This is a genomic window from Streptomyces sp. LS1784 (genome assembly GCF_020103755.1).
Lineage (GTDB): Bacteria > Actinomycetota > Actinomycetes > Streptomycetales > Streptomycetaceae > Kitasatospora.
Genome location: NZ_JAHSQD010000020.1, coordinates 15,716 through 38,662, shown reverse-complemented (window position 1 = coordinate 38,662; position 22,947 = coordinate 15,716). Strand labels below are relative to the sequence as shown.

Below are 22,947 nucleotides of genomic sequence, written 5' to 3'. Positions count from 1 at the left end.
GGCGCACCGGCCCGGGGTCACTGCCCCGGGCGCCGAACGGCAGCAGCGCCCCGCCCTCCGGCGGCGGCCCACCCGCCGCCGGAAGCCCGTCATCCCCCCTGCCCCGCGGGTGCTCCCGGTACCTCGGATCGCCGGTCGGACCGCCGGTCGGGCTGCCGGTCGGGTCGCTGCTCGGACCACCCGTCGGGCCCTCCACGTGACCGTGCACCGGCGCGAACTCCGGCTCCGGGCCGCCCTGCTGCGCCCGCTCGGTGAACACCGGCTCCGCGGGCCCCACCCCGACCACCGCGCCATCCGACATCGCTGCGGGCGGCGCGGGCGCGACCGGTTCGAAGCCGTACCGCAGGTCCTCCGGATCCACCGCCGCCGCTTCGTCGGCCAGCAGCGTGGTCGGCAGCAGGACCACCGCCGTGGTGCCGCCGTACGCGGAGGTCACCAGCGAGACCTTGACGTCCTGCCGTCGGGCGAGCCGGCTGACCACGAACAGGCCGAGCCGGTCGCTGTCGAAGAGGTCGGCCTGCTCGGCCGCGGCGATCCGGCGATTGGCCGAGGCCAGCACCTCCGGGCCCATGCCGAGGCCGCGGTCCTCGATCTCCAGCGCGAAGCCGTTGCCGACCCGTTCGCCCCGGATGTGCACCCGGGTGTGCGGCGGGGAGAACCCGGTGGCGTTCTCGACGAGTTCGGCCACCAGGTGGGTGAGGTCGGCGACGGCGTGGCCGACCACGGCGGCCCGCGGCAGCGGATGCACCTCGACCCGGGCGTACTCCTCGACCTCCGAGACGGCCGCGCGCACCACGTCCACCAGCGGGACGGGCCGGCGCCAACCCCGGCCGGGGGCCGCCCCGGAGAGGATGATCAGGCCCTCGGCGTGCCGGCGCATCCGGGTGGTGAGGTGGTCCAGCCGGAACAGGTCGGCCAGCTCGGACGGGTCGTCGGTGCGGCGCTCCATAGCGTCCAGCAGCGTGAGTTGGCGGTGTACCAGGACCTGGCTGCGGCGCGCGAGGTTGACGAACACCCCGGAGACCCCGGAGAGCACCTCGGCCCGTTCCACGGCCGCCGTGACGGCCGCCCGCTGGACGGTGCCCAGCGCCCGGTGCACCTGGCCGATCTCGTCGCCCCGCTCCACCGGTCCGGGCGCCTCGGCCTCGATGTCCACCTCCTCTCCCGCTCGCAACTTCCGCATGGTCGCCGGGAGTTTGCGGCCGGCGAGCTCAAGTGCGGAGTTGCGCAGGCCGATCAGCTCGGTGACCAGCCCTCGCCCGATCTGCACCGAGATCACCAGTGAGGCCACCACGCCGACCAGACCGAGCAGCACGGCCGTCCCCGCCGGGGTGAACAGGCCCAGGGCATAGGGGTCCTGGCGCTCGGCGGCGATCCGTCCGGCCTGGTCCTCGACGGTCCGCAGGGCGCCGGCCACCTTGCCTGCGACCATCGCCCAGCGGTCGGCCGGCACCACCGCGACCGCCGTCCGGCCGTCGGCGGCCGTCCGCACCTTGTCCTCGTACCCGGCCAGCTCGCGGTGGTCCTGGCCGCCGGTGACGGCGAGCAGCGCCTCCCGGTCGACGGGACCCAGGTCGGCGGCGGCGCCCCGCTCGAACTCGCGCCGGGCGAAGGCCGCGCCGGAGAACTCCCGCAGCTGGTCGTCGCCGAGCCCGCCGGACAGCTGGGCGGCGCGCAGCAGCGCGTCCTCGCGGGCGAGCAGCTCGCGGGACCGGGCCAGCTCCAGCAGCACCCTCGCGTCGGCGGCCACCTGGCGGTCCTGGAACGGCGTGACGGCACCGGCGGCGGCGAGCGCCCGGTCCACCGCCTCGCCGTACGCGGCGTACGCCTCGGGCCAGCCGACGCTCCTGGCCAGGACCCGGTCGCGCAGTGCGGGCAGGGCGGCGAGCGAGCTGCCGAGGGCGTCCAGCCGGGCGGCCGCGTCACCGGCCAGGCCCTGGGCGTCGGCACGGTTGTAGCCCCGGTCGGGGTGGCGGGCGTCCGGGAACAGCGGGGTGAGCGCCCGGTCGGTGACCGCCGCCGTCTCGCGCAGGGTGCTCTCCCGGGCGGCGGTGGGGGCGGTCGCCGGGGCGGCCAGCAGCTGACCGACGGCAGTGCGTTCGGCCTGCAGCCCGGCGACCGTCTCGGCGACGGGGGTGAGCAGCGTGCGCTGGGCGTCGCGCTGGCGCAGCAGGTCCCAAACACCCTGGGCGGTGGTGACGGTGGCGAACCCCCACAGGGCGATGACGGAGACGACCGGGACCATCAGCAGGGCGATGATCCGGGCGCGGACGGTCCGTGGGCGCAGCCCACGCAGCCACGGGCCGGGGCGCGGCGGACGGGCGGGCGGCCCGGCATGGGCACCCCGACGGGCACCGGGGGCGGCACCGCGGTCATCTCGCATGGGTGAGGAGCCTTTCGGGCGGGGAGAGCGGGAGGGCGGGGAAGCGGGAGGTGGAGGCGCAGACGGGGCGGGCGGAGGCGGGGAAGGCACCGGCGGGGTGGGCGTGCGGTTCGGGCGGCCTGGGGGTGTGGCTCAGGCGGCGTGGTCATGCCACTGCGCGCCGTGGTGCCCGGCCTCGGCCGGGGCGGGCCTGGGCCGGGCGGGCTCGGGGTGCGGGTGCGTGCCGGGGAAGTCCTCGACGACCGGCTCGCCCGCCTCCCGGTAGCCGGCCCGTTCCTGGGCGGTCGGTGAGAGCGCCACGAACGCCGAGGCGAGGAAGAGGAACGAGCCGAGGCCGACGGCGAGCGGAAAGACGAACTCCATCGGGCTGGCCCCGCCGAGACCGGTCCGGGTCGGCTCCAGCTGGACGTGGATGGCGGCCATGCCGGTGTAGTGCATGCAGCTGACGGCGAGGCCCATGGCCATCGCGGCGGCCGCGGCCGCGTACACGTTACGGATGGTGACGGCGGCCCAGAGCGCGGCGGTGGCGGCGCCGACCGCGACCAGCACGGACAGCGCGACCGTCGCGGCGTCGTAGTGCAGCCCGCCGTGCATCCGGACGGCGGCCATGCCCAGGTAGTGCATCGCGGCAACGCCGAGGCCGGTGGTGACGCCACCGGACAGCAGGGAGAGACCGCGGTGCCGGCCGTAGCAGACCACGGTCAGGCCGAGGCCGGTGACCAGCACCGCGACCGCGAGGCTGAGGACGGTCAGCGGGACGTTGTAGCGCAGCTCGGTACCGTCGACGGTGAAGCCGAACATGGCGACGAAGTGCATGGTCCAGATGCCGGAACCGATCGCGGCGGCGGCCGTCATCAGCCAGTTCCTCCGGGCCGGGCCGCTCGCGGCCAGGCCTCGCAGCGTGCAGCGCAGCCCGAGGGCGGCGCCGGCGCAGGCCATCAGGTACGAGAGGGCAGGCGTCAGCCAGCCGAGGCTGAGGTGGTTCAGGGTGCCCATGGGACCTCCGGTCGACCGGTCGGGCCCGGGGGCGGTGCGCCCGGGCTCCCCGGGCCGGGCGGACTGCATACGAATGGCATATGCCAACCGCATGTGCGCTTCCGGTCTGGGGTGCCTGGGACGCTATCGAGGGGCCGGAATCGCCCAGACAAAGATCCGAAAAGCTGCCCGCAGGACGAGAGCGATGTGTTCGAATGGCCCTGTCGTATGCCCAGTGGGCGGCGAGCGGCGGACAACTCACAGGTGACGGCACACGAACGGCAGCGGACAGATAACAGAGTTTGAAATCTGTCACCTGTCCGCTGAACTCCGTCCGTCGCACTCTGTCGCCTCCCGGCTGCCTACCGGCTTTCTGCCGCCTGTCAGCCGGCCGCCGTCACCCGAATCCGCATCGGGCTCGCCGCCCGCAGCGTGATCGCCTGCGCGAGCGCCACCCGCCGGTCCACCGCCTCCACCTCGAAGTCCCGCAGCAGCACCCCCAGCGTCAGCACCGCCTCCAGCATCGAGAAGTGCTGCCCGATGCAGGCCCGCGGCCCGCCGCCGAACGGGAACCAGGCGTAGCGGTGCCGGGCCTGCTCGGCCTCCGGCAGGAAGCGGTCCGGGTCGAACCGCTCCGGGTCCACCCAGTGGTCCGGGTGCCGGTGGGTGACCAGCGGCGCGACGACGACCTGCGCCCCGGCCGGGATCACGTACCCGTCGATGACGGTCTCCGCGACCGCCCGCCGCCCGCCCAGGGCCGCCGACGGGTAGAGCCGCATGGCCTCCTTCAACACCCGGGTGATGTACGGCAGCGCGTCCAGGTCCGCCGCCGTCGGCGCCCGCCCGGCCAGGACGGTCCGTGCCTCCTCCCGGGCGAGCCGCCGGTGCTCGGGGTGGATCGCCAGCAGGTGCAGCGCGAAGGCCAGCGCGGTGGCCGTGGTCTCGTGCCCGGCGAGCAGGAACACCAGGACCTGGTCGCGGAGTTCGCCCGGGTCCAGCCGATCGCCGTTGTCGTCGCGGGCCCGCCCGAGCAGGGTGAGCAGGTCGTCCACGTCCTCGTCGCCGCCGCGCGCGGCCCGTTCGGCGATGATCCGGTCGCAGACCCCGTACAGCGCCCGCTGGGCCGCGGCACCGCGCCGGTTGGCCGGGGTCGGCCAGGTGCGCGGGAGGCGGACCGGAGCGTAGCCGCGCTCCGCCACGTACTCGCCGAGCACCGGGAAGCTGTGGTGCACCACCGCCACCGCCTCCTCCACGTCGGCGCCGAACAGGATGCGCGCGACCGCCCGCAACGCGAACCGGGACATCTCCTCGGCCGCGTCCACCACCCCGCCGGGCACCGCCCGCCAGCGCTCGGTGAGCGACTGCGCCTCCTGCGCGAGCGCGCCGGCGTAGCCGTCCACCCGGCGCCGGGTGAACAGCGGCTGCATCATTCGGCGTTGGCGCTGGTAGTCGGCGTCCTGGCTGGTCAGCAGCCCGTTGCCGACGCTGGTCCGCAGCTCGTCGTAGAAGGAGTTCTCCTTGCGGAAGTTGGCCGCCTCGCCGGCCAGCACCTGGCGGACGCCATCCGGCGAGAACACCCCGTAGAAGTCGGCCCGCAGCCCGGGCGGACCGGCCTGGAAGCGCACCACGTCGCCGTGGTCGCGGCGGGCCGCGAGGTAGCTGCGCAGCGGGCGGCGGGTGAGGTCGAACAGCGATCCGACCAGGCGGTTCCCGGCCGGGACGGGTATCGCGGAGGTGGGGGCGGGCACGGGGCCGCGGACGGGAGCGGGAACGGGGACGGGGACGACTTCGGTGGCCATCGGCACTCCTTCTGTCCAGGGATGCGCCCGCCGGCCCTACCGACGGGCGGCCGGCACCCGAAAGGAGCCGCGCCCGGACCCGCCGGCCGGGCCGGCCTGCCCGGCCGGATCCGGACCCGTCTCACTCGTATTCGGTGCCCCCCTTACGGGTCAGGTAAGCGTCACCGACCACCTTGGCGATCGCCCGGCCGCCGAGCACCGGGCTCCAGCGCTCGGTGACCGGCCGCACCACGACACCCTCCCGCAGGTGCAGTTCACGTCCTGAGACGGTCTCCTTGCCCCGGGCGAACCCCAACACGGTCTCCGGGTCGAACGGCCCGCGCCACAGCTCGGGCACCAGTGGCAGTTCCCCGTCCAGCAGTTCGGCCGCCGACAGCCAGTTCAGCTGTCCGTCCACCAGGGCCGACAGGTCGAAGGCCGCGTAGCCGGGCCGCTCGGTACGCGCCGAGGCGCCGTAGCCCAGGTCCTGCACGCCTTCGCCGAACACCTCACCGAAGATGCCGACCCGCTCGGCCCCGAGGCGCTCCGCCAGCCGGGCCGCCACCGCCGGGATGTCGTACGCGCGCACCGCCCGCCAGTACAGGTTGCGCGCGTCCTCGACCAGCGCCAGCCCCTGCGCGCCGATGCCCTTGGACGACACCTGCACCTCGCCGGTGGCGGCGAAGTACGTGACCAGGCAGCAGCTGCCGTGCAGCTTCTCGGTCAGCACCACCGGCTCGCCCGGCTCGAAGGCGTCGGGGTAGCGCTTGAGGTTCTCGATGTCCACCCAGGGCAGCAGGTCCGGCGCGCTGACCACGTCACCGCTCATCGACGTCGGCACCGGCGGCTGCCACTTGGCGACCCCGAGCAGTTCGCCGAAGTCCTCGCCGCGCTCGGCCGCGGCGGCCAGGTCGGTGCCGGCGAGCGCGACGGGCCGGCAGACGATGCCCTGGGACAGCTCGCCGCGCAGCCGTACGGCCTTCACCCGGTTCGCCCGGGCGCCGGCCAGCTTGCCGGTCAGCCCCAGCTCCTCGATCAACTCCTCGGGCAGGACGGACTGTTCCGGGATGTAGACGGCGTGGTCTCCGGTCCGGTACATGCCCTTCGCGACCACCGCCCGGTAGAGGCCGACCTGGGCGAGCTCCAGGGCATCGGCGTTCGGGTGCTCCAGGATGATCAGCTTCTCGGCGGTGACGCGCAGCGTGGACATGGACGGACTCCTCCCCTTGGTTCGGCCGCGGCGGTGCATCCGACCGACCCGGCCGCGTGTACGGACGGTGACCACTCTGGCCGCCCGGCCGCCCGCGGCGCGACGCAATTTCCGCACGCCCCTACCGCCCCCGGCACCTGCACCACGCCCACCAGCCGCACCACCCCCACCAGCCGCCGCCCACCGCCCGCCGCCCGCCGCCCGCACAGGCCGCCCCCGTCAGGCACGTTCGAGCCATCCCACAGCAGACCGGAGGCCCGCACCCGCCCGCTCCTGTGCAAACCGACAGGGGATTTATCGCTCGCATTTGCGGCACTATGATCGCCGTAATGGCCGCACCTGCGACCAGTCCCTCGCGCCCCTTCCGGCGCGCACCCCGGAGGGGAAGCACCGATGAGCACCCGTACGCCCGCCACCCGCAGACTCGCCGTCGCCGCCGCTGCGGCCCTCGCCCTCGGCCTCGGGGTCACCGCCTGCGGCAGCGACGGCGGCAAGTCCTCCGGTTCCCCGGGCTCCTCGAACGCCTCCGCCGCCGGCAGCGGCGTCCCGAAGGCCTCCGGCACCATCACCGTCTTCGCCGCCGCCTCGCTCAAGGAGACCTTCACCGAGCTCGGCAAGAAGTTCGAGGCCGCCAATCCGGGCACCAAGGTCACCTTCAACTTCGGCGGCAGCTCCAGCCTCGCCACCAGCATCAACTCCGGCGCCCCGGCCGACGTGTTCGCCGCCGCCAGCCCGGCCACCATGAAGACCGTGACGGACGCGGGCGGCGCCGCCGGACAGCCGGCGACCTTCGTCAAGAACACGCTCACCATCGCCGTCCCCAAGGGCAACCCCAAGCACGTCGCGGGCCTCAAGGACCTCACCGCCTCCGGTGTGAAGGTCGCCCTGTGTGCCAAGGAGGTGCCGTGCGGCGCCGCCGCCCAGACCGCACTCAAGGCCGCCGGCGTCGACCTCACCCCCGTCACCCTGGAGCAGGACGTCAAGGGCGCGCTCACCAAGGTCGAACTCGGCGAGGTCGACGCCTCCCTGGTGTACCGGACCGATGTGCAGGCCGATGCCGCGAAGATCGACGGTGTGGACTTTCCCGAGGCCGACAAGGCCGTGAACGACTATCCGATCGCCGCGCTCGCCAAGGCGCCGAACAAGGACGGCGGCGCCGCCTTCGTCGCGTACGTCCAGTCGCCCGAGGCCAAGCAGGTGCTGACCGCGGCGGGCTTCCAGGCACCGTGAGCGACCGCACCACCGGCCTCGGGAAGAACCGCCCGGACCGGGACCACCAGTCGCGGACCGCCGGCAGCGGCCCGGCAGGACCGGCGCAGCCCCTGCCGCGCCGCCGCCCGCGCCACCGCCCGGGCACGCACCGCGTCCCGGTCACCCTGCTGCTCCCGGCGCTTCTCGGACTGGCGTTCCTGATCCTGCCGCTGGTCGGGCTGCTGATCCGGGCGCCGTGGAGCGGCCTGTCCGCCCAGCTCACCAGCACCGCCGTGTGGGACGCGCTGCGCCTGTCACTGATCAGCGCGACCGCGGCCACCGCGGTGTCGCTGGTCCTCGGTGTCCCGCTGGCCTGGCTGCTCGCCCGCACCGAGCTGCCGGGCCGGCGGGTGATCCGGGCTCTGGTCACCCTGCCGCTGGTGCTGCCGCCGGTGGTCGGCGGCGTGGCGCTGCTGCTGGCGCTCGGGCGGCGCGGCATCGTCGGCTCCTGGCTGGACTCGGCCTTCGGCATCACGCTGCCGTTCACCACCACCGGGGTCGTGATCGCCGAGGCGTTCGTGGCGATGCCGTTCCTGGTGATCAGCGTCGAGGGTGCGCTGCGGGCCGCCGACCCCCGCTACGAGGAGGCCGCCGCGACCCTGGGCGCCTCCCGGCTGACCGCGTTCCGGCGGGTCACCCTGCCCCTGATCGCTCCGGGGATCGCCGCCGGGGCCGTGCTGGCCTGGGCCCGGGCGCTCGGCGAGTTCGGCGCGACGATCACCTTCGCGGGCAACTTCCCGGGCCGCACCCAGACCATGCCGCTGGCCGTCTACCTGGCCATGGAGTCCGACCCGCAGGCGGCGATCGCGCTGTCGCTGGTGCTCCTGGTGGTCTCCGTGGCCGTCCTGGTCGGCCTGCGCGACCGCTGGCTGTCGACGCCATGACCCCGCCCGCACGCGGCCCCTCGGGCGCCACCTCGCCCGTACGCGCCGCCTCGGAAGCCTTCTCGGGCATCGCCTCGGGCGCGGTTGCGGACGCGCCCCCGGCCACTCTCTCGGACACTCCCCCGGAAACCTGGACGCTGCCCCGATGAGCACCGAAAACCTCTCCGGCCCCGCCCTGGACGCCCGTCTGCGGGTCGAACGCGCCGCGTTCGCCCTCGACCTCGCCCTCACCGCCGCCCCCGGCGAGGTGGTGGCGCTGCTCGGCCCCAACGGCGCCGGCAAGTCCACCGCCCTGCGCGCCCTCGCCGGACTGCTCCCGCTCACCGGCGGCCACCTGTGCCTGGACGGCCGCCTCCTGGAGGACCCGGCACAGCGCGTGCACACCCCGGCCGAGGAGCGCCCGGTCGGCGTGGTGTTCCAGGACTACCTGCTGTTCCCGCACCTCAGCGCACTCGACAACGTCGCCTTCGGCCCGCGCTGCCAGGGCCGCCCCAGGCGCGAGGCACGGGCCGAGGCGGCCGGTTGGCTGGAGCGGATGGGCCTGGCCGACCACGCCTCGGTCCGTCCCGGCCGGCTCTCCGGCGGCCAGGCCCAGCGGGTGGCGCTCGCCCGCGCCCTCGCCGTACGCCCCCGACTGCTCCTGCTGGACGAACCGCTGGCCGCCCTGGACGCGCGCACCCGGCTCGACGTACGAGCCCAACTACGGCGGCACCTGGCCGAGTTCGAGGCGGTGGCGGTGCTGGTGACGCACGACCCGCTGGACGCCATGGTGCTGGCCGACCGGCTGGTGGTGATCGAGGACGGGCAGGAGGTGCAGTCCGGCAGCCCCGCGGAGGTCGCCCGGCGCCCGCGCACCGACTACATCGCCCGGCTGGTCGGGCTGAACCTGTACCAGGGCCGGGCCGAGGGCTCCCGGGTCACGCTCCCGGACGGAACGGTCCTGGCCACCACCGAGGAGCTGGACGGGCCGGCCTTCGTCGCCTTCCCGCCCTCCGCCGTGACGCTGTACCGGGAGCGCCCGCAGACCAGCGCGCGCAACCTGTGGAAGGTCGAGGTCACCGGGCTGGACCTGCACGGCGACCAGGTCCGCGCCGAGCTCGCCGGCGAGCTGCCGATGGCCGCCGACCTCACCCCGGCCGCCGTCGCCGAGCTGGAACTGGCGCCAGGCGTCGCGGTCTGGGCCTCGGTCAAGGCCGCCCAGACCCACGCCTACCCGGCCTGACAGCCACCGGAGGCATCACCTCGGCGGGGTCACTCCGACGGCTCGACGAACCCCGACTCGTACGCAGCGATCACCGCCTGGGTGCGGTCCCGCGCACCCAGCTTCGCCAGCACGCTGCTGACGTGCGTCTTCACCGTCTGCACGCCGAGGAACAGCTTCTCGGCGATCTCCCCGTTGCTGAGGCCGCGCGCGACCAGTCGCAGCACCTCCGCCTCGCGCTCGGTCAGCGCCGCCCGCTCCATGGCCGCACGGGCGCTCGGGTTGCCGTGCCCGGCCGCCAGGCGGCGGATCGCAGCCGGGAACAGCAGCGACTCGCCCGCCGCCACCAGCCGCACCGCGTGGGCGATCTCGGCCGGGCGGGCGCGCTTGAGCAGGAAGCCGTCGGCGCCCGCGCGCAGCGCCTGGTAGACGTAGTCGTCGTTCTCGAAGGTGGTCACGACCAGGATCCGCGGGGGGCGTTCCCCCGGTGCTCCGGGGCGCAGCAGCTCGCGGGTGGCCGCCAGGCCGTCCAGCACCGGCATCCGGACGTCCATCAGCACCACCTGCGGGCGCAGTGCGCGGGCCAGGGCGACCGCCTCCGCGCCGTCGGCCGCCTCGCCGATCACCCGCAGGTCCCCCTGCACCTCCAGGACGGCCCGCAGGCCGGCCCGGACCAGCTCCTCGTCGTCGGCGAGCAGGATGTCCGTCATCCCGGCGGTTCCCCTGCCACGGCCTGCTGCATCGGAACCGGCCGCATCAAGATCGTTCGTCACGAGCCCAAGCGTAGGGGCAGCCGGACGGTCAGCACCCACTCTGCGTTCCCCTCCCCTGTCGGTCCTGCCGCCGACGTCGCCGAGGCCGCCGTCGCCCCTGCCGTCGCCTCCCCGCCGAGCAGCGTGGCACGCTCACGGATGCCGCGCAGCCCCTTGCCGCCCTTGCGCGTTGCTCCCCTGCCCGCCCCGCTCGCCGGGGGCCGCGCCGGGCCCGCCGGTGAACGTCCGGCGCCGGGCAGCCGGTTGGCGCAGCGCAGCTCCAACTGGCCCTCCCGTACGGCGATCCGGATGTCGACCGGTTCGCCGGGTGCGTACTTGAGCGCGTTGGTGACGCCCTCCTGGACGATCCGGTACGACTCGCGGGAGAGCACTCCGGGCAGGACCTCCGGCCGCACCTCGACCCGCGCCTCCACCGGGCTGCCGGCCGCCCGGACGGTGTCGAACAGTGCGGGTAGCTGGTCGATCCCGGGCTGTTCGGTGGCCACGCCGTTCGCCCCGGCCGGGGTCTCGCGCAGCAGCACGAGGGTCCGTTCGAGATCCTCCATGGCCTGCCGGCCGGTCTCCTCGATGACTTCGAGCGCCTTGGCGACGAAGGCCGGGTCCCCGACCTCGCGCGCCGCTCCGGCCTGGAGGACCGTCACCGTCAGCGCGTGTCCGATCGAGTCGTGCAGCTCCCGGGCCAACCGGTTGCGCTCCAACAGTCGTTCGGCCCGCAGCTCGGCCTCGGCCAGCCGCTCCGCCGGTGAGGGACCCAGCAGCCGTACGGCCATGGCGAGTTGGATTCGCCCGGCGAACACCAGGAACCAGCCGAAACCGAGCACCAGCACCGGGGAGAGCGGGAGGTACCAGAGCGCGTCCGAACCTGTCAGCCGGTCGTAGCACGCGGCGGCGCCGGAGGACAGCACCGACCCGACCACCTCGCCGAGCCCGACCCGGCCGATCAACCAGCCCGCCGTACGCCGCCGGTCGGCCCAGGTTCGGGAGGGCTCGGTGGCGATGTCCTCCTCCCGTTCGGGCACCAGCAGCAGCCGCGCCTGCACCCCTTCGGCACGCCGCACCGCCGGGACGAGGGCGACCACCGCGAGCAGCACGCAGTCCAGCGGGATGCTCGCCATCAGGATCTCGCCGAGGCTCTTGTGGTACGTCCCCGGATAGATCATCAGCACGACGCCGGCGAAGATCCACCCGACCAGCAGGTGCAGCAGCCGCGCGTACGTGACGCCGGACAGCAGCGGCGTGGTGAGCCTGGACACCGCACTCCCCGGCACGACGGTTCCGGACACCACGATCCTGAGCGCTGCGACCTTGGACATCGGGCCATCCTGCCAGGTCGCCCCCGGCTTCCGGCTCCCGCGCCGGTCGCCCGTGCTCTCCCTCCCGGGAGGGAGGCGGCTCCCCGCCCCGGCGGGATCCGCCGCACCGGCCCGCTCCGGTCGAATGGAGCCACCGCCCGGGGCCGACCACGGCGAACAGCGGCGGAGACCACCGACGACGAGACGAGGGGAGCGAGCCGTGATCGAGATCCAGGGCCTGACCAAGGAGTACGACGGCCGGCGCGTCGTCGACGACCTGACCTTCGAGGTCCGACCCGGCGTGGTGACCGGCTTCCTCGGCCCGAACGGCGCCGGCAAGAGCACCACCATGCGCCTGGTCCTCGGCCTCGACCGGCCGACCGCCGGACACGCCCTGGTCGGCGGCCGGCCCTACGTCGAACTCCCCGACCCGCTACGGACGGTCGGAGCGCTGCTGGACGCCCAGGCGCTGCACGGCGGCCGGACCGCGCACGGCCACCTGCGCTGGCTCGCCGCGAGCAACGGGCTGCCGGCGCGGCGGGTCGACGAGGTGCTCGGCCAGGTCGGCTTGGCGGACGCGGCCGGTCGGCGGATCCGGGGCTTCTCGCTCGGCATGCGCCAGCGTCTCGGGGTGGCCGCCTCGCTGCTCGGCGACCCGCCGGTGCTGCTGCTGGACGAGCCCGTGAACGGTCTGGACCCGGAGGGCATCCGCTGGATCCGCACCCTGCTGCGCGACCTGGCCGCCGAGGGCCGGGCGGTGCTGGTCTCCTCCCACCTGATGACCGAAATGGCGCTCACCGCCCACCACTTGGTGGTGATCGGGCGCGGCCGGCTGCTCGCCGACGCCGCCACCTCCGAGTTCATCGACCGCCACGGCCGGACCCGGATCAGGGTCCGCGCCGTCGACCCGACCAAGCTCGCCGCCCTGCTCGGTGACCCCGGCCATGGCCTCGACGCCACCGAAGTCGACGGCGGCGCCTGGGAGGTGAGCGGCGCCGAACCCGAGCGGATCGCCGCGCTCGCCGCCGCCGGCGGCGTGGTGCTGTACGAGATCGCTGTGCAACAGGACTCCCTGGAGGAAGCGTTCATGCGGATGACCGCCGACAGCGTCGAGTACCGCGCGGAGGCCGCCGCATGAACGCGCCGACGGCCCCGGCCGTGACGCCCGCCGTGACCCCAGTCGCGACTCCCGCCGTGACGCCCGCCGTCAATGCCTTCCGCGCCGAGCGGATCAAGCTCACCACCCTCCGCTCGCTCTGGGTCACCCCGCTGCTCGCCCTGGTGTTCACCGCCGGGGTCACCACAGCCGTCGGCGCGGCCCTCCGCGGCAAGGACCACAACCTCACCGACGACCCGAGCCTCGGAATCTTCTACGGGCTCAACTTCGGCCAGGCGGCCCTGACCTGCTTCGGCATCCTGTTGATCGGGCAGGAGTTCAACACCCGCATGATCGGCATCTCGCTCACCGCCGTCCCCCGGCGCGGCCGACTGTACGGCGCCAAGCTCGCGCTCGGCGCACTGGTCGGCCTCGCCGTCGGTGCACTCGGCACGGCGGGCTCCTTCGCCGGGTACGCGGCCACCGTCCCGGGCGCCTGGGACGGGCCGGCCCTCGCCCGCAGCGCCGCCGCCGGCGTGCTCTACCAGGCGCTGCTGGTGGTGTTCTGTCTCGGGGTGACCGCGCTGCTCGGCAACCTCACCGCCGCCATGGGGGTGCTGGTACCGACCGTCTTCCTGCTCTCGCCGCTGCTCGGCGGCGTGCCCGGGGTCCGCCGAGTGGTCCAGTTCCTGCCCGACCGGGCCGGCCAGTACGCCCTGCGGTACGCCGACGACCCGCAGGTCGTCTACGGCCACTGGACCGGACTGCTGATCACGGCGCTCTGGACGGCGCTGGCTGCATACGGCGGCCTGCGCGCCCTGCGGCGTACCAAGTGACATCGGGCGAAAAGGAGATGGGAGGAAGCATGAGCACGATGACCGACGCCCTGCGCGCCGAACGGGTCAAGTTCACCACTCTGCCCTCACAGTGGGCGGCCCCACTGGTCGCCCTGGCACTGACTGTCGGCATCACTGCGGCCGTCAGTGCCGCCTACGGGGCGAAGGACCACACGCCCGGCGAGGACCCGGCCGGCGGGATCTTCTACGGACTGCTCTTCGGTCACGTCGCGGTGGCCTGCCTCGGCATCCTGCTGATGGGGCAGGAGTTCAACACCCGCATGATCGGCGCTTCGCTCACCGCCGTCCCCCGGCGCGGCCGGCTGTACGGCGCCAAGCTCGCACTCGGCGCCGGGCTGGGCCTGCTGCTCGGGCCGGCCTCGACGGCGGGTTCGTTCCTGGCCGTCGGCACCACCGCCGGACTGGACCTCTCCACCCCGGGCCTGGCCCGCAGCTTCCTGGCCGGCGTGCTGTACCACCCGATGATGGTGCTGCTCTGCCTCGGACTGACCGCGATGCTGGGCAACTTCAGCGCCGCGCTCGGCCTGCTGACCCCGATGGTGTTCCTGGGCACCACCTGGCTGGCCGCCATCCCCGGTGTCCGCGAGCTCGGCCAGTTCCTGCCCGACCGGGCCGGGCTGTACGCGATGCGCACCCAGACCGAGCCGGGCATCCACTACGGCCACTGGACCGGGCTGCTGATCATGGCGCTCTGGACGGCGTCGGCGGTCTACGGCGGGTTGCGGGCGATGCGGCGGTACGAACACAGCTGACGGCCGGCAAGGAACAGCGTTCCCCGGCGACTGTCAGCTGCCGTCCGCCACACCCGTCACCGCAGCGCCGGGTGCTCCGCGATCACCGTGCAGCTGCCCGGCGCGATCTCGGTGAAGCCCGCGTCCTGGACCACCGGCAGCCCGCTGCGGACGAGCTCCTCCCACACCTCCGGCGAGGCCGTCCGGACCGCCAGCGCGAAGCCGGCCTCGGCCCACTCCTTGCGCTGTGCGTCGTCCAGCCGCCACCAGGCGAGCTGGGCGGCGTGGCCGGTCTGCGCCATCGTCTTTCCCGCGCTCATCTCCAGCTCCGGATTGAGCCACAGCACCGGCAGCCCCGGCTCGGGCGCGCCGGCCTCGGCCGTCTCCTCCAGGTCCGTCCCGGACACCTGGAGCTTGGCCAGGTCCTTCGGCCAGCCGTCCAGCGGGATCGGCGGGAACACCCGCACCTCGGCCTCCCGCCCGTGCACCGTGACACCCGGCAGCTCGCCCGCGCGACGCCACTCCCCGCCCCGGGCCCGCCGGACCACCTTGCGGATCCGGGCGTCCTCCCAGGCCGCGACCCGCTCCGCCCACTCGCCGTCCGCCTCGGTCACCCGCGGGTCGGCCAGCAGCGTGAGTACCGCCCGCGCCGAGGTCTCCAGCGCGTCCGTCCGGCCCGGCGGAGTGGCCCGCTCCATCCGGACGACCAGCGGCAGCACGTACTGCGGCCGCTCGTCGCGGTCCTCGCGCTCCGGGGCGTCGCCGGGATCTGCCACGGGAGCGGGAGACACGGAGTGCAGGGTCGAAGAAGGGGTCACAGAAGCGGAAGTCGGAGCATCGGAAGGAGAAGTCACCAGTCCAGGATGCCAGCCCCGCCCCGCCCGACTCGCCCGCCCCCGTTCACCTCAGCCGCTGCCGCAGCTCGTCCACCGCCGTCCGGATGCTCGCGCTGTACACGCCCTCGGGCAGCGCGTCCAGACTGCGCACGGCCCGTTCGAGCTGGTCGCGGGCGAGGTCCGGCTCGCCGAGCTTGAGGTGGTCCGAAGCCAGGTTGAGGTGCAGCGAGGGGTAGAAGGCCCGCACCTGGAGGGCCGACTCGTACGTCCGGGCACGCCCGGTGCCGAGCGAGTCGGCGGCGGCCAGGGCCCGCCGGTCCCATTCGAGCTCGGCGCGCGGGTCGTCCTGCAGGTCGGCCAGGTAGTGGGCGACGACGCAGCGGTGAAAGACGTTCTGATCCCCCAGCGCCTCCCAGAGCGCCTCGAAGCCGGCCCGGGCCTCGGCCGTCCGGCCGTGCTGCGCCGCCTGGGCCCCGTCCAGCCCGAGCGCGATCAGGGCCAGCGCCGCCTCCTCCGCACCGCCCGGCGCCCTGTTGGCCCCATCCGCCCCATCCACACCGTCAGGACCATCGGGACTTCCGGAAGCACCGTCGGAGCCCTCGGGGGACGGATCACGCATGCCGGGCACATCGGACATGCCCGCAGCCTAACCGCCGATTCGCCGGACCGCCCGACCCGGGCGGTGGCCACGGGGCCCGGCGCCCCGCACGGCCCGGCCCGGCGGCGCAACCTCCCGTCAGCGCCGGTAGCCGCGCTGCGGGTCCCGCTCCTCCGCGTCCTCGTACATCAGGAACCAGCCCTCCGGGTGGGTGGCCGCCAGCAGCGTCTCCGTGCGCTGCTCCGCCCCCAGCTCCGGGTCGCCGTCGTCCGGCCCGTAGACGCCGAACAGCTCGTCGTGGCAGCCGTCCCAGTCGTAGTCGTACAGGTCGGCCGGAAGGTCTCCCATCATGTCCGCCACCGACTCGGGCTGCGCGACGAGCAGGGCCCGGGCGTCCACCAGGGCCATCCGCAGCGCGAGCTCCTCGGCCAGGCAGCGCGGCAGCGGCCACTCGCCGAGCGCGAGGTCGTCGGCGAGGTCGTCGAAGGCGCGGGCCATCGCGCGGCGCCAGCCCCGGTGCATCCGCCAGGTGCGCTGGGGAAGCCGGGCGAAGACCGTCCAGTCCGTGTCCTCGCCGTCGGCGACCGGCTCGTCCCCGTGCTCGTCGAAGTCGTCGTACGCGGCGTCGGCCAGGCCGATCAGCTGGGCGTGGAGCAGGCAGGCGGTGCGTGGGGTGAGCGTCCAGTCCGCGCCCGCGCCGCCCTCCTCCTCGTCGCCCTCCAGCGGGAACAGGTCGGCGAAGTCGGGTGTGAAGTCCTCGGTGACGCTGATCTCCAGCGTGCCGCCGATCGCCTCGACCCCGGGGATGGCGGCCACCAGCCGGTCCGGATGCAGCAGCGCGCCGAGCGCCGCGTTGGCGTCCTCGGCGACCTCGCGCAGCAGTTCGCGGCGCTGGCCGGCCGGGTCGATGCCCTCGAAGTCCAGTTCCTCGACGGCCCTGATCGCGGCCGCGCGCAGGGCCGGCCAGTCGGTGATCCGCAGGCCCAGCACCACCGTCGCCTCGATCTCCTGCGCACCGGAGTCCTCCGCCGCGCCCGGCCCCTGTGGATGATCGCTTCGCTCGCCCATGGGGCTAACGGTACGGCCTTTCGGTCCCCCGATCACCGGTCCGGACCAGCTTCCGGATGCCTTCTCGGCCACCACCCGGCCCCGCCTGGCTCACTCGGACGCAGGAACTTTGGCAGGATGCGTCCCATGGCAGACATCAACGAGTACGGCGGCGGGCAGGGCCCGAACGCCGACGTCCTGGTCGTGACCACCAACGACATCCCCGGCTTCCGCGTCGACCACGTGATCGGCGAGGTCTTCGGGCTGACCGTCCGCAGCCGCCACCTAGGCAGCCAGATCGGCGCCGGTCTGAAGTCGCTGATCGGTGGCGAGCTGCGCGGTCTGACGAAGACCCTGGTCGAGAGCCGCAACGAGGCGATGCAGCGCCTGATCGAGCAGACCAAGGCGCGCGGCGGCAACGCCGTCCTGATGATGCGCTTCGACGTCACGGAGGCGGCTGACGTCGGCACCGAGGTCTGCGCCTACGGCACCGCCGCGGTGATCTCCCCGGCCGCCTGACGCCCCTGCGGTCACGCGCCCCCGGTCACGTTCCGCCGACGAACCCCTGCGGGAACAGCCGCCGGGGTTCCGATGTTTCACGGGCGTGACTGTTTACGGGGCAACGAACAGCGTTCCGCAACGCGTGGACGTCCTGGTGGTGGGCGCCGGGCAGGCGGGCCTGTCCGCCGCCTACCACCTGCGCCGCCGCGGCTTCGCCCCCTACCGGGTGGGCGTCGTCGGCGGCTTCGTCGTCCTCGACGCCAACGCCGTACCCGGCGGCGCCTGGACGCACCGCTCGCCGTCCCTGCGGATGGCCACCGTGCACGGCGTCCACGACCTCCCCGACGCCGAACTCCCGCCGCCGGCCCCCGAGGCCCCCGCGCGCGAGGTGGTGCCGGAGTACTTCGCGGCGTACGAGGCCCGGCACGCGCTCCCGGTCGTACGCCCGGTCACGGTGCGCACCGTCCGCGCCGAGTCCGGGAGCCCCGACTCCCGGCTGCTGGTCGAGACCGACCGCGGCACCTGGTCCACCCGCGCGCTGATCAACGCCACCGGCACCTGGACGCGTCCCTTCCTCCCGCACTACCCGGGCCACTTCGCGGGCCGCCGGCTGCACTATGCCGAGTACCGCGGTCCCGAGGAGTTCGCGGGCAAGCGCGTGCTGGTGGTGGGCGGCGGTGCCTCGGCGATCCAGGTGCTGTCGGAGGTGGCGGCGGTCGGCGAGACGGTGTGGGTCACCCGCTCCGAACCCGTCTACCACGACGGACCGTTCACGCCCGAGTACGGGCGCGCGGTGGTGGCGAAGGTCGAGGAGCGGGTCCGGCAGGGCCTTCCCGTACGCAGCGTGGTGAGCGTGACCGGGCTCGGCCCGTCCGTCGCCTACCGGCGCGCCGAGGAGCTGGGCGCGCTGCACCGCCGGCCGATGTTCGACCGCCTGACCGAGCACGGGGTCGCGTGGGGCGACGAGGAGCTGGCGGTGGACGCGATCGTCTGGGCGACCGGCTTCCGGCCCGAGGTCGGGCACCTCGCCCCGCTCGGGCTGCGTTCCCCCGGCGGCGGCATCGCGCTCACCGGCACCCGCGCCACCGCCGACCCCCGGGTCCACCTGGTCGGCTACGGCCCGTCCGCCAGCACCGTCGGCGCCAACCGGGCCGGACGCGCGGCCGTCAACGACCTGGTCAAGCTGCTCGGCGACCCGGCACTCGGGAGGCCGACGCCCGGAGGACCGATGCCCGGGAACCCGGCGCTCGGTGAACTCACGCCCGAACAACCGACGCCCGGGGACCCGGCGATGGAGCCCGCCGGTGTCTGAGGCTCAGCGGTCGTAGTCGACCGTCACCCGGTCGGTGAGCGGGCGGGCCTGGCAGGTGAGGACGTAGCCGGCGGCCAGCTCCTTCTCCTCCAGCGCGAAGTTGCGGCGCATCTCCACCTCGCCCTCGGTGACCAGGGCGCGGCAGGTGCCGCACACCCCGCCCTTGCAGGCGAACGGCAGGTCGGGGCGGGAGCGCTGGGCGCCGTCCAGGATCGAGCGGTCGCGCGGGAGGCAGAGCGTGCTGCCGCGGCCGTCGAGGACGACGGTGACCTCGCTCTGCGCGCCCGACACGCCGCCGGACGCGCCGTCGGTCCGGTCCCAGTCCTCGTCGCGCTCCGGGAGCGGCTCGTCCTCGGCGTGGAACAGCTCCTGGTGCACCCGCTCGCCCGGCACGTCCAGTTCGGCCAGCAGGTCCTTCGCCCCGGCGACCATGCCGAACGGGCCGCACAGCCACCAGTGCCCGACGCTCCCGACGTCCACCAGCGCCGCCAGCAGCGCGCGCACCCGCTCCGGGTCCAGCCGGCCGCTGAGCAGCTCGGCGTCCCTGGTCTCCCGGGAGAGCACGTGGACCAGCTGGAAGCGGCCGAGGTAGCGGTCCTTCAGGTCGGCCAGCTCGTCCGCGAACATCACGGTGTCGCTGCGCCGGTTGCCGTAGAGCAGGGTGACGGTGGAGCTGCGGTCGGCAGCCAGCACGGAGGCCGCGATCGACAGCATCGGGGTGATGCCGGAGCCGGCCGCGAGCAGCACGTGGTCGGCCGGGACGCCGAGCTCGGGAGTGAACAGGCCGGAGGGCGTCAGGACTTCCACCTCCTCGCCCGGCTCCGCCTCGCGCACCAGCCAGCGCGAGAACAGCCCACCGGGCACCTCCCGCACGGCGATCCGCAGCGGCCCGCCGACCGGAGCGCAGATCGAGTACGAGCGGCGCTCGTCGGAACCGTCCACCAGCTTGCGCAGGGTCAGGGTCTGCCCCGGGCGGAAGGCGTACTCCTCCGCCAGGCCGTCCGGCACCGCGAAGGTCACCGCGACGGCGTCCTCGCAGAGCCGCTCGACCCGGTCGATCCTCAGCCGGTGGAAGGTCGGACGGCGGGCGGGGCGGACGCCGGGCGCCTCGGTGTCGGGGGCGGACCCGGTGGTGGCCCCGGCGGCGGAAGCGGGAGTGGCGGAGGCGGCAGCGGGGGAAGCGGCGGGCATTCAGATCTCCTTGACGCGTTCGAACGGCTCGCGGCAGGCCCGGCAGCGCCAGAGCGCCTTGCAGGCGGTGGAACCGAAGCGGGACAGCTCCTCCGTGTCGGCGTCACCGCAGTGCGGGCAGGGCACGGGGGGCGCGGTCGCGGTCGCGGTTCCGGTGCGGGTCGGGCCGAGGGTGAGCGCCACCGGTCCGGCCGCGGCGGCGACGACGGTCGGGCGCGGTGGGGCGATGCCCGCCTCGGCGAGCTTGCGGCGGCCCTCGGCGGTGATCAGATCGGTGGACCACGGCGGGTCCAGCCGCAGTCGCACCCGGACGTCCGGGTACCCGGCCGCGCGCAGCCGACGGTCCACGTCGGCGGCCATCTCGGCGACCGCGGGGCAACCCGAGTAGGTCGGGGTCAGCCAGGCGGTCACGGCGCCGCGGCCACCTTCCACCTCGACCTCGGCCAGGACGCCCAGGTCGGCCAGGGTGAGCATGGGCAGCTCCGGGTCCGGGACGGCTGCGGCGACCGCCCAGGCCAAGTCGCGGGTCGTCGGGTCCGCCGTGCCCGTCACGATGTCACCCGTTGCGACGTCGCCCGTCACCATGTCGCCCCCGGGTGGGCTCGGGCCACCACCTGGAGCTCCGCGAGCAGCGGGCCGAGCGCCTCGGTGTGCACGCCGTCCCGGCCGGCCCGGCCGAGGACGGTGGCCAGCGGCGGCACGTCCGGCACGGTCAGTCCGGCCTCGGTGAGGACGGCGGCGAGCGAGTGCAGCACCGGGTCGCGCAGGGTCGCGGGGTCGACGCCCGCCCGCAGCTCCACCGGGTGCGCCGTGAACAGTTCCTCCAGCAGCGGCCAGACGGCATCCAGCCCGGCCTGCATCCGCTCGGCGGAGTACGGCGTGCCGTCACCGAGGCGCAGCGTCCAGGCGGTGGCGTACTCCCGGTGGTACGCCAGCTCCTTGACGCCCCGGGTGGCGACCGCGGCCAGCACCGGGTCGGGGTGCGCGCTCAGCGCCTCGTACAGGGCGCCGCGAGCGGTGGCGAACAGCAGCAGCCGGGCGATCGAGTACGCGAAGTCGCCGTTCGGCGTCTCCACCAGGCGGACGTTGCGGAACTCGTGCTCCTCACGCCAGTACGCCAGGTCGTCCTCGGTCCGGCCGGTGCCGTCCGCCTGGCCGGCCCGGGTGAGCAGCAGCCGGGCCTGACCGAGCAGATCGAGGCCCAGGTTGGCCAGCGCGACCTCCTCCTCGAGTTCGGGTGCCCGGGTGCACCACTCGATCAGCCGCTGCGCGAGGACCAGGGCGTCGTCGCCCAGCATCTGGCAGTAGGCGGCGAGGTCGGCGCCGTCCAGACCGGCGGGCAGCGCGGTGTCCACGCCGAGCAGCGGGTCGGCGAAGCCCGTCCCGTACGCCCAGCGGCCCTCGCCCTCGGGGCCGGGGGCGGAGTCGACGAGGCTGAGGTAGACGTGGTCGTCCTCACCGGCGCCGGTGGTGGAGGTGGTGTGGTCGTGCACGATGGCTCCCCCGTCAGATGTGCGGGACATCCTCGGGGATGTCGTAGAAGGTCGGGTGGCGGTAGACCTTGTCGCCGCTGGGCTCGAAGAACGGGTCGCGCTCCTCCGGGGTGGAGGCGGTGATCGCGTCGGAGCGGACCACCCAGAGGCTCACGCCCTCGTTGCGGCGGGTGTACAGGTCGCGGGCGGCGAGCAGGGCCATCCGGTCGTCGGCGGCGTGCAACGAGCCGACGTGGACGTGGTTCAGCCCGCGCCGGGGGCGCACGAACACCTCGTACAGCGGCCAGCCGGCCTTGGACCCGGCCGGGGAGCCAACCTGGGGGTCGGTCACTTTCCGTTCTCCTGTTCGGTGGCTTCGACGGCTTCGGTGCCTTCGGTGGCTTCGATGCCTTCGGTCGCTTCGGTGGCTGTGGCGGCCTCGGCGGCGCGCTTGGCCGCGTAGGCGACGGCCGCCTCGCGCACCCAGGCACCGTCCTCGTGGGCGGCGCGGCGGCGTTCGATCCGCTGGGCGTTGCAGGGGCCCTGGCCGTGGATGACCCTGGTCAGCTCGGACCAGTCCGGCTCGCCGAAGTCCCAGCCGCCGCGCTCCTCGTTCCAGCGCAGCTCGGGGTCCGGGAGGGTGACGCCCAGGTGCTCGGCCTGCGGGACGGTCATGTCGACGAAGCGCCGGCGCAGCTCGTCGTTGCTGTGCCGCTTGATCCGCCAGGCCATCGAGCGGGCGGTGTTCGGCGAGTCTGCGTCCGAGGGGCCGAACATCATCAACGACGGCCACCACCAGCGGTCCACCGCGTCCTGGACCATCCGGCGCTGCGCCTCGGTGCCGCGCATCAGCGTCATCAGGAGCTCGTAGCCCTGGCGCTGGTGGAAGGACTCCTCCTTGCAGATCCGCACCATCGCGCGGGCGTACGGGCCGTAGCTGCACCGGCAGAGCGGGACCTGGTTGCAGATCGCGGCGCCGTCGACCAGCCAGCCGATCACGCCGACGTCGGCGAAGGTGAGGGTCGGGTAGTTGAAGATCGAGGAGTACTTCTGCCGGCCGGAGATCAGCTTCTCGGTGAGCTCGGCACGGTCGACGCCGAGGGTCTCGGCGGCGGCGTAGAGGTAGAGGCCGTGGCCGGCCTCGTCCTGGGCCTTGGCGAGCAGGATGGCCTTGCGGCGCAGGGACGGGGCCCGGGTCAGCCAGTTGCCCTCGGGCTGCATGCCGATGATCTCGGAGTGGGCGTGCTGGGCGATCTGGCGGATCAGGGTGGCCCGGTAGGCGTCGGGCATCCAGTCCCTGGGCTCGATCCGCTGCTCGGCGGCGACGACCGCCTCGAACCGCTCCTCCGGCGTCTGCGCGGGGACCGCCTCGGCCACCTCTGCTGTCACCACGGTCCCCTCTCGTCTCCTGCCCGGTCGGTCGCCTCGACGCCAACCAACCGACTGACCGTTCGGTCGGTACCATTCTGCGCAGCGGGACGGAGGGATGGCAAGGTGCGGAACAGATAACAGCTGACAGATTTCAGAATCTGTCAGCTGTTATCTGTCGGCTGCTCTCT

22 protein-coding genes are annotated in these 22,947 nt (G+C 74.2%); 8 read left to right on the top strand and 14 right to left on the bottom strand.

Going from position 1 to position 22,947, the window contains the following annotated elements; translation table 11 throughout:
- The 4 genes from KS423_RS05010 to KS423_RS04995 form a co-directional block, all read right to left on the bottom strand.
- On the bottom strand, window positions 1-2,383 hold a 2,383-nt coding region (locus KS423_RS05010), incomplete at its 3' end, for a nitrate- and nitrite sensing domain-containing protein (RefSeq protein ID WP_224275267.1).
- A 132-nt stretch (window positions 2,384-2,515) separates the two neighbouring features.
- Window positions 2,516-3,379 (bottom strand): MHYT domain-containing protein, encoded by an 864-nt coding sequence (locus tag KS423_RS05005; RefSeq protein WP_224275265.1) that lies wholly within the window; start codon window positions 3,377-3,379, stop codon window positions 2,516-2,518.
- Window positions 3,380-3,741: 362 nt separating this feature from the next.
- A complete protein-coding gene (locus tag KS423_RS05000; protein WP_224275263.1) occupies window positions 3,742-5,157 on the bottom strand; it encodes a cytochrome P450 in 1,416 nt (471 codons plus the stop codon).
- A 121-nt stretch (window positions 5,158-5,278) separates the two neighbouring features.
- A complete protein-coding gene (locus tag KS423_RS04995; protein WP_224275261.1) occupies window positions 5,279-6,346 on the bottom strand; it encodes an RNA ligase (ATP) in 1,068 nt (355 codons plus the stop codon).
- Window positions 6,347-6,739: 393 nt separating this feature from the next.
- Between KS423_RS04995 and modA the strand changes: the two genes are divergently transcribed.
- The 3 genes from modA (at window position 6,740) to KS423_RS04980 (ending at window position 9,703) form a co-directional block, all read left to right on the top strand.
- Window positions 6,740-7,576, top strand: coding sequence for a molybdate ABC transporter substrate-binding protein (modA, locus tag KS423_RS04990; protein WP_224275258.1), 837 nt, complete (start codon window positions 6,740-6,742; stop codon window positions 7,574-7,576).
- 92 nt (window positions 7,577-7,668) lie between these two features.
- Window positions 7,669-8,481 (top strand): ABC transporter permease, encoded by an 813-nt coding sequence (locus KS423_RS04985; protein WP_224275284.1) that lies wholly within the window; start codon window positions 7,669-7,671, stop codon window positions 8,479-8,481.
- Window positions 8,482-8,626: 145 nt separating this feature from the next.
- Window positions 8,627-9,703 carry an ABC transporter ATP-binding protein gene (locus KS423_RS04980; protein WP_224275256.1) on the top strand — a complete coding sequence of 359 codons (1,077 nt, stop codon included), beginning with the start codon at window positions 8,627-8,629 and terminating at the stop codon, window positions 9,701-9,703.
- Window positions 9,704-9,732: 29 nt separating this feature from the next.
- Here KS423_RS04980 and KS423_RS04975 read toward each other — a convergent pair whose 3' ends face one another.
- Entirely contained in the window at window positions 9,733-10,392 is a 660-nt protein-coding gene (locus KS423_RS04975) for a response regulator transcription factor (protein ID WP_224275254.1), read from the bottom strand.
- A gap of 59 nt (window positions 10,393-10,451) precedes the next feature.
- The gene (locus KS423_RS04970; RefSeq protein ID WP_224275251.1) at window positions 10,452-11,768 is read right to left on the bottom strand and encodes a sensor histidine kinase; all 1,317 of its coding nucleotides are present in this window, start codon (window positions 11,766-11,768) and stop codon (window positions 10,452-10,454) included.
- Window positions 11,769-11,967: 199 nt separating this feature from the next.
- On the opposite strand from KS423_RS04970, the gene KS423_RS04965 reads away from it, so the two are divergent.
- The 3 genes from KS423_RS04965 to KS423_RS04955 are packed head-to-tail and all read left to right on the top strand — an operon-like array spanning window position 11,968 to window position 14,452.
- Complete coding sequence (locus KS423_RS04965; RefSeq protein WP_224275248.1) at window positions 11,968-12,885, top strand: ABC transporter ATP-binding protein; 918 nt, start codon at window positions 11,968-11,970, stop codon at window positions 12,883-12,885.
- Window positions 12,882-13,679: a hypothetical protein gene (locus KS423_RS04960; protein WP_224275247.1), complete on the top strand. Its 798-nt coding sequence runs from the start codon at window positions 12,882-12,884 to the stop codon at window positions 13,677-13,679. The genes KS423_RS04965 and KS423_RS04960 overlap by 4 nt, the downstream gene beginning before the upstream one ends.
- A gap of 29 nt (window positions 13,680-13,708) precedes the next feature.
- On the top strand, window positions 13,709-14,452 hold the full coding sequence (locus tag KS423_RS04955) for a hypothetical protein (protein WP_224275245.1): 744 nt from the start codon (window positions 13,709-13,711) through the stop codon (window positions 14,450-14,452).
- Window positions 14,453-14,508: 56 nt separating this feature from the next.
- Here KS423_RS04955 and KS423_RS04950 read toward each other — a convergent pair whose 3' ends face one another.
- The 3 genes from KS423_RS04950 to KS423_RS04940 form a co-directional block, all read right to left on the bottom strand.
- A complete protein-coding gene (locus KS423_RS04950) occupies window positions 14,509-15,231 on the bottom strand; it encodes an aminoacyl-tRNA hydrolase (protein ID WP_263454500.1) in 723 nt (240 codons plus the stop codon).
- A 100-nt stretch (window positions 15,232-15,331) separates the two neighbouring features.
- Window positions 15,332-15,823: a hypothetical protein gene (locus KS423_RS47190; RefSeq protein WP_308020135.1), complete on the bottom strand. Its 492-nt coding sequence runs from the start codon at window positions 15,821-15,823 to the stop codon at window positions 15,332-15,334.
- Between the two features lie 180 nt (window positions 15,824-16,003).
- Window positions 16,004-16,933 carry a hypothetical protein gene (locus tag KS423_RS04940; protein WP_224275241.1) on the bottom strand — a complete coding sequence of 310 codons (930 nt, stop codon included), beginning with the start codon at window positions 16,931-16,933 and terminating at the stop codon, window positions 16,004-16,006.
- 126 nt (window positions 16,934-17,059) lie between these two features.
- Here KS423_RS04940 and KS423_RS04935 point away from each other — a divergent pair, with 126 nt between their 5' ends.
- Window positions 17,060-17,431 (top strand): YbjQ family protein, encoded by a 372-nt coding sequence (locus KS423_RS04935; protein ID WP_224275238.1) that lies wholly within the window; start codon window positions 17,060-17,062, stop codon window positions 17,429-17,431.
- 124 nt (window positions 17,432-17,555) lie between these two features.
- Window positions 17,556-18,725 (top strand): NAD(P)-binding domain-containing protein, encoded by a 1,170-nt coding sequence (locus KS423_RS04930; protein WP_224275236.1) that lies wholly within the window; start codon window positions 17,556-17,558, stop codon window positions 18,723-18,725.
- Between the two features lie 3 nt (window positions 18,726-18,728).
- Here the strand turns inward: KS423_RS04930 and paaE are convergent, their stop codons facing one another.
- The 5 genes from paaE to paaA are packed head-to-tail and all read right to left on the bottom strand — an operon-like array spanning window position 18,729 to window position 22,777.
- Entirely contained in the window at window positions 18,729-19,916 is a 1,188-nt protein-coding gene (paaE, locus tag KS423_RS04925) for a 1,2-phenylacetyl-CoA epoxidase subunit PaaE (RefSeq protein ID WP_224275234.1), read from the bottom strand.
- Complete coding sequence (paaD, locus tag KS423_RS04920) at window positions 19,917-20,471, bottom strand: 1,2-phenylacetyl-CoA epoxidase subunit PaaD (RefSeq protein ID WP_224275282.1); 555 nt, start codon at window positions 20,469-20,471, stop codon at window positions 19,917-19,919.
- A 23-nt stretch (window positions 20,472-20,494) separates the two neighbouring features.
- A complete protein-coding gene (gene paaC, locus KS423_RS04915; protein ID WP_224275230.1) occupies window positions 20,495-21,409 on the bottom strand; it encodes a 1,2-phenylacetyl-CoA epoxidase subunit PaaC in 915 nt (304 codons plus the stop codon).
- 13 nt (window positions 21,410-21,422) lie between these two features.
- On the bottom strand, window positions 21,423-21,740 hold the full coding sequence (paaB, locus tag KS423_RS04910) for a 1,2-phenylacetyl-CoA epoxidase subunit PaaB (RefSeq protein ID WP_224275227.1): 318 nt from the start codon (window positions 21,738-21,740) through the stop codon (window positions 21,423-21,425).
- A complete protein-coding gene (gene paaA, locus KS423_RS04905) occupies window positions 21,737-22,777 on the bottom strand; it encodes a 1,2-phenylacetyl-CoA epoxidase subunit PaaA (RefSeq protein WP_374119900.1) in 1,041 nt (346 codons plus the stop codon). Before paaA ends, paaB begins: the two co-directional genes overlap by 4 nt.
- Between the last annotated feature and the right edge of the window lie 170 nt (window positions 22,778-22,947).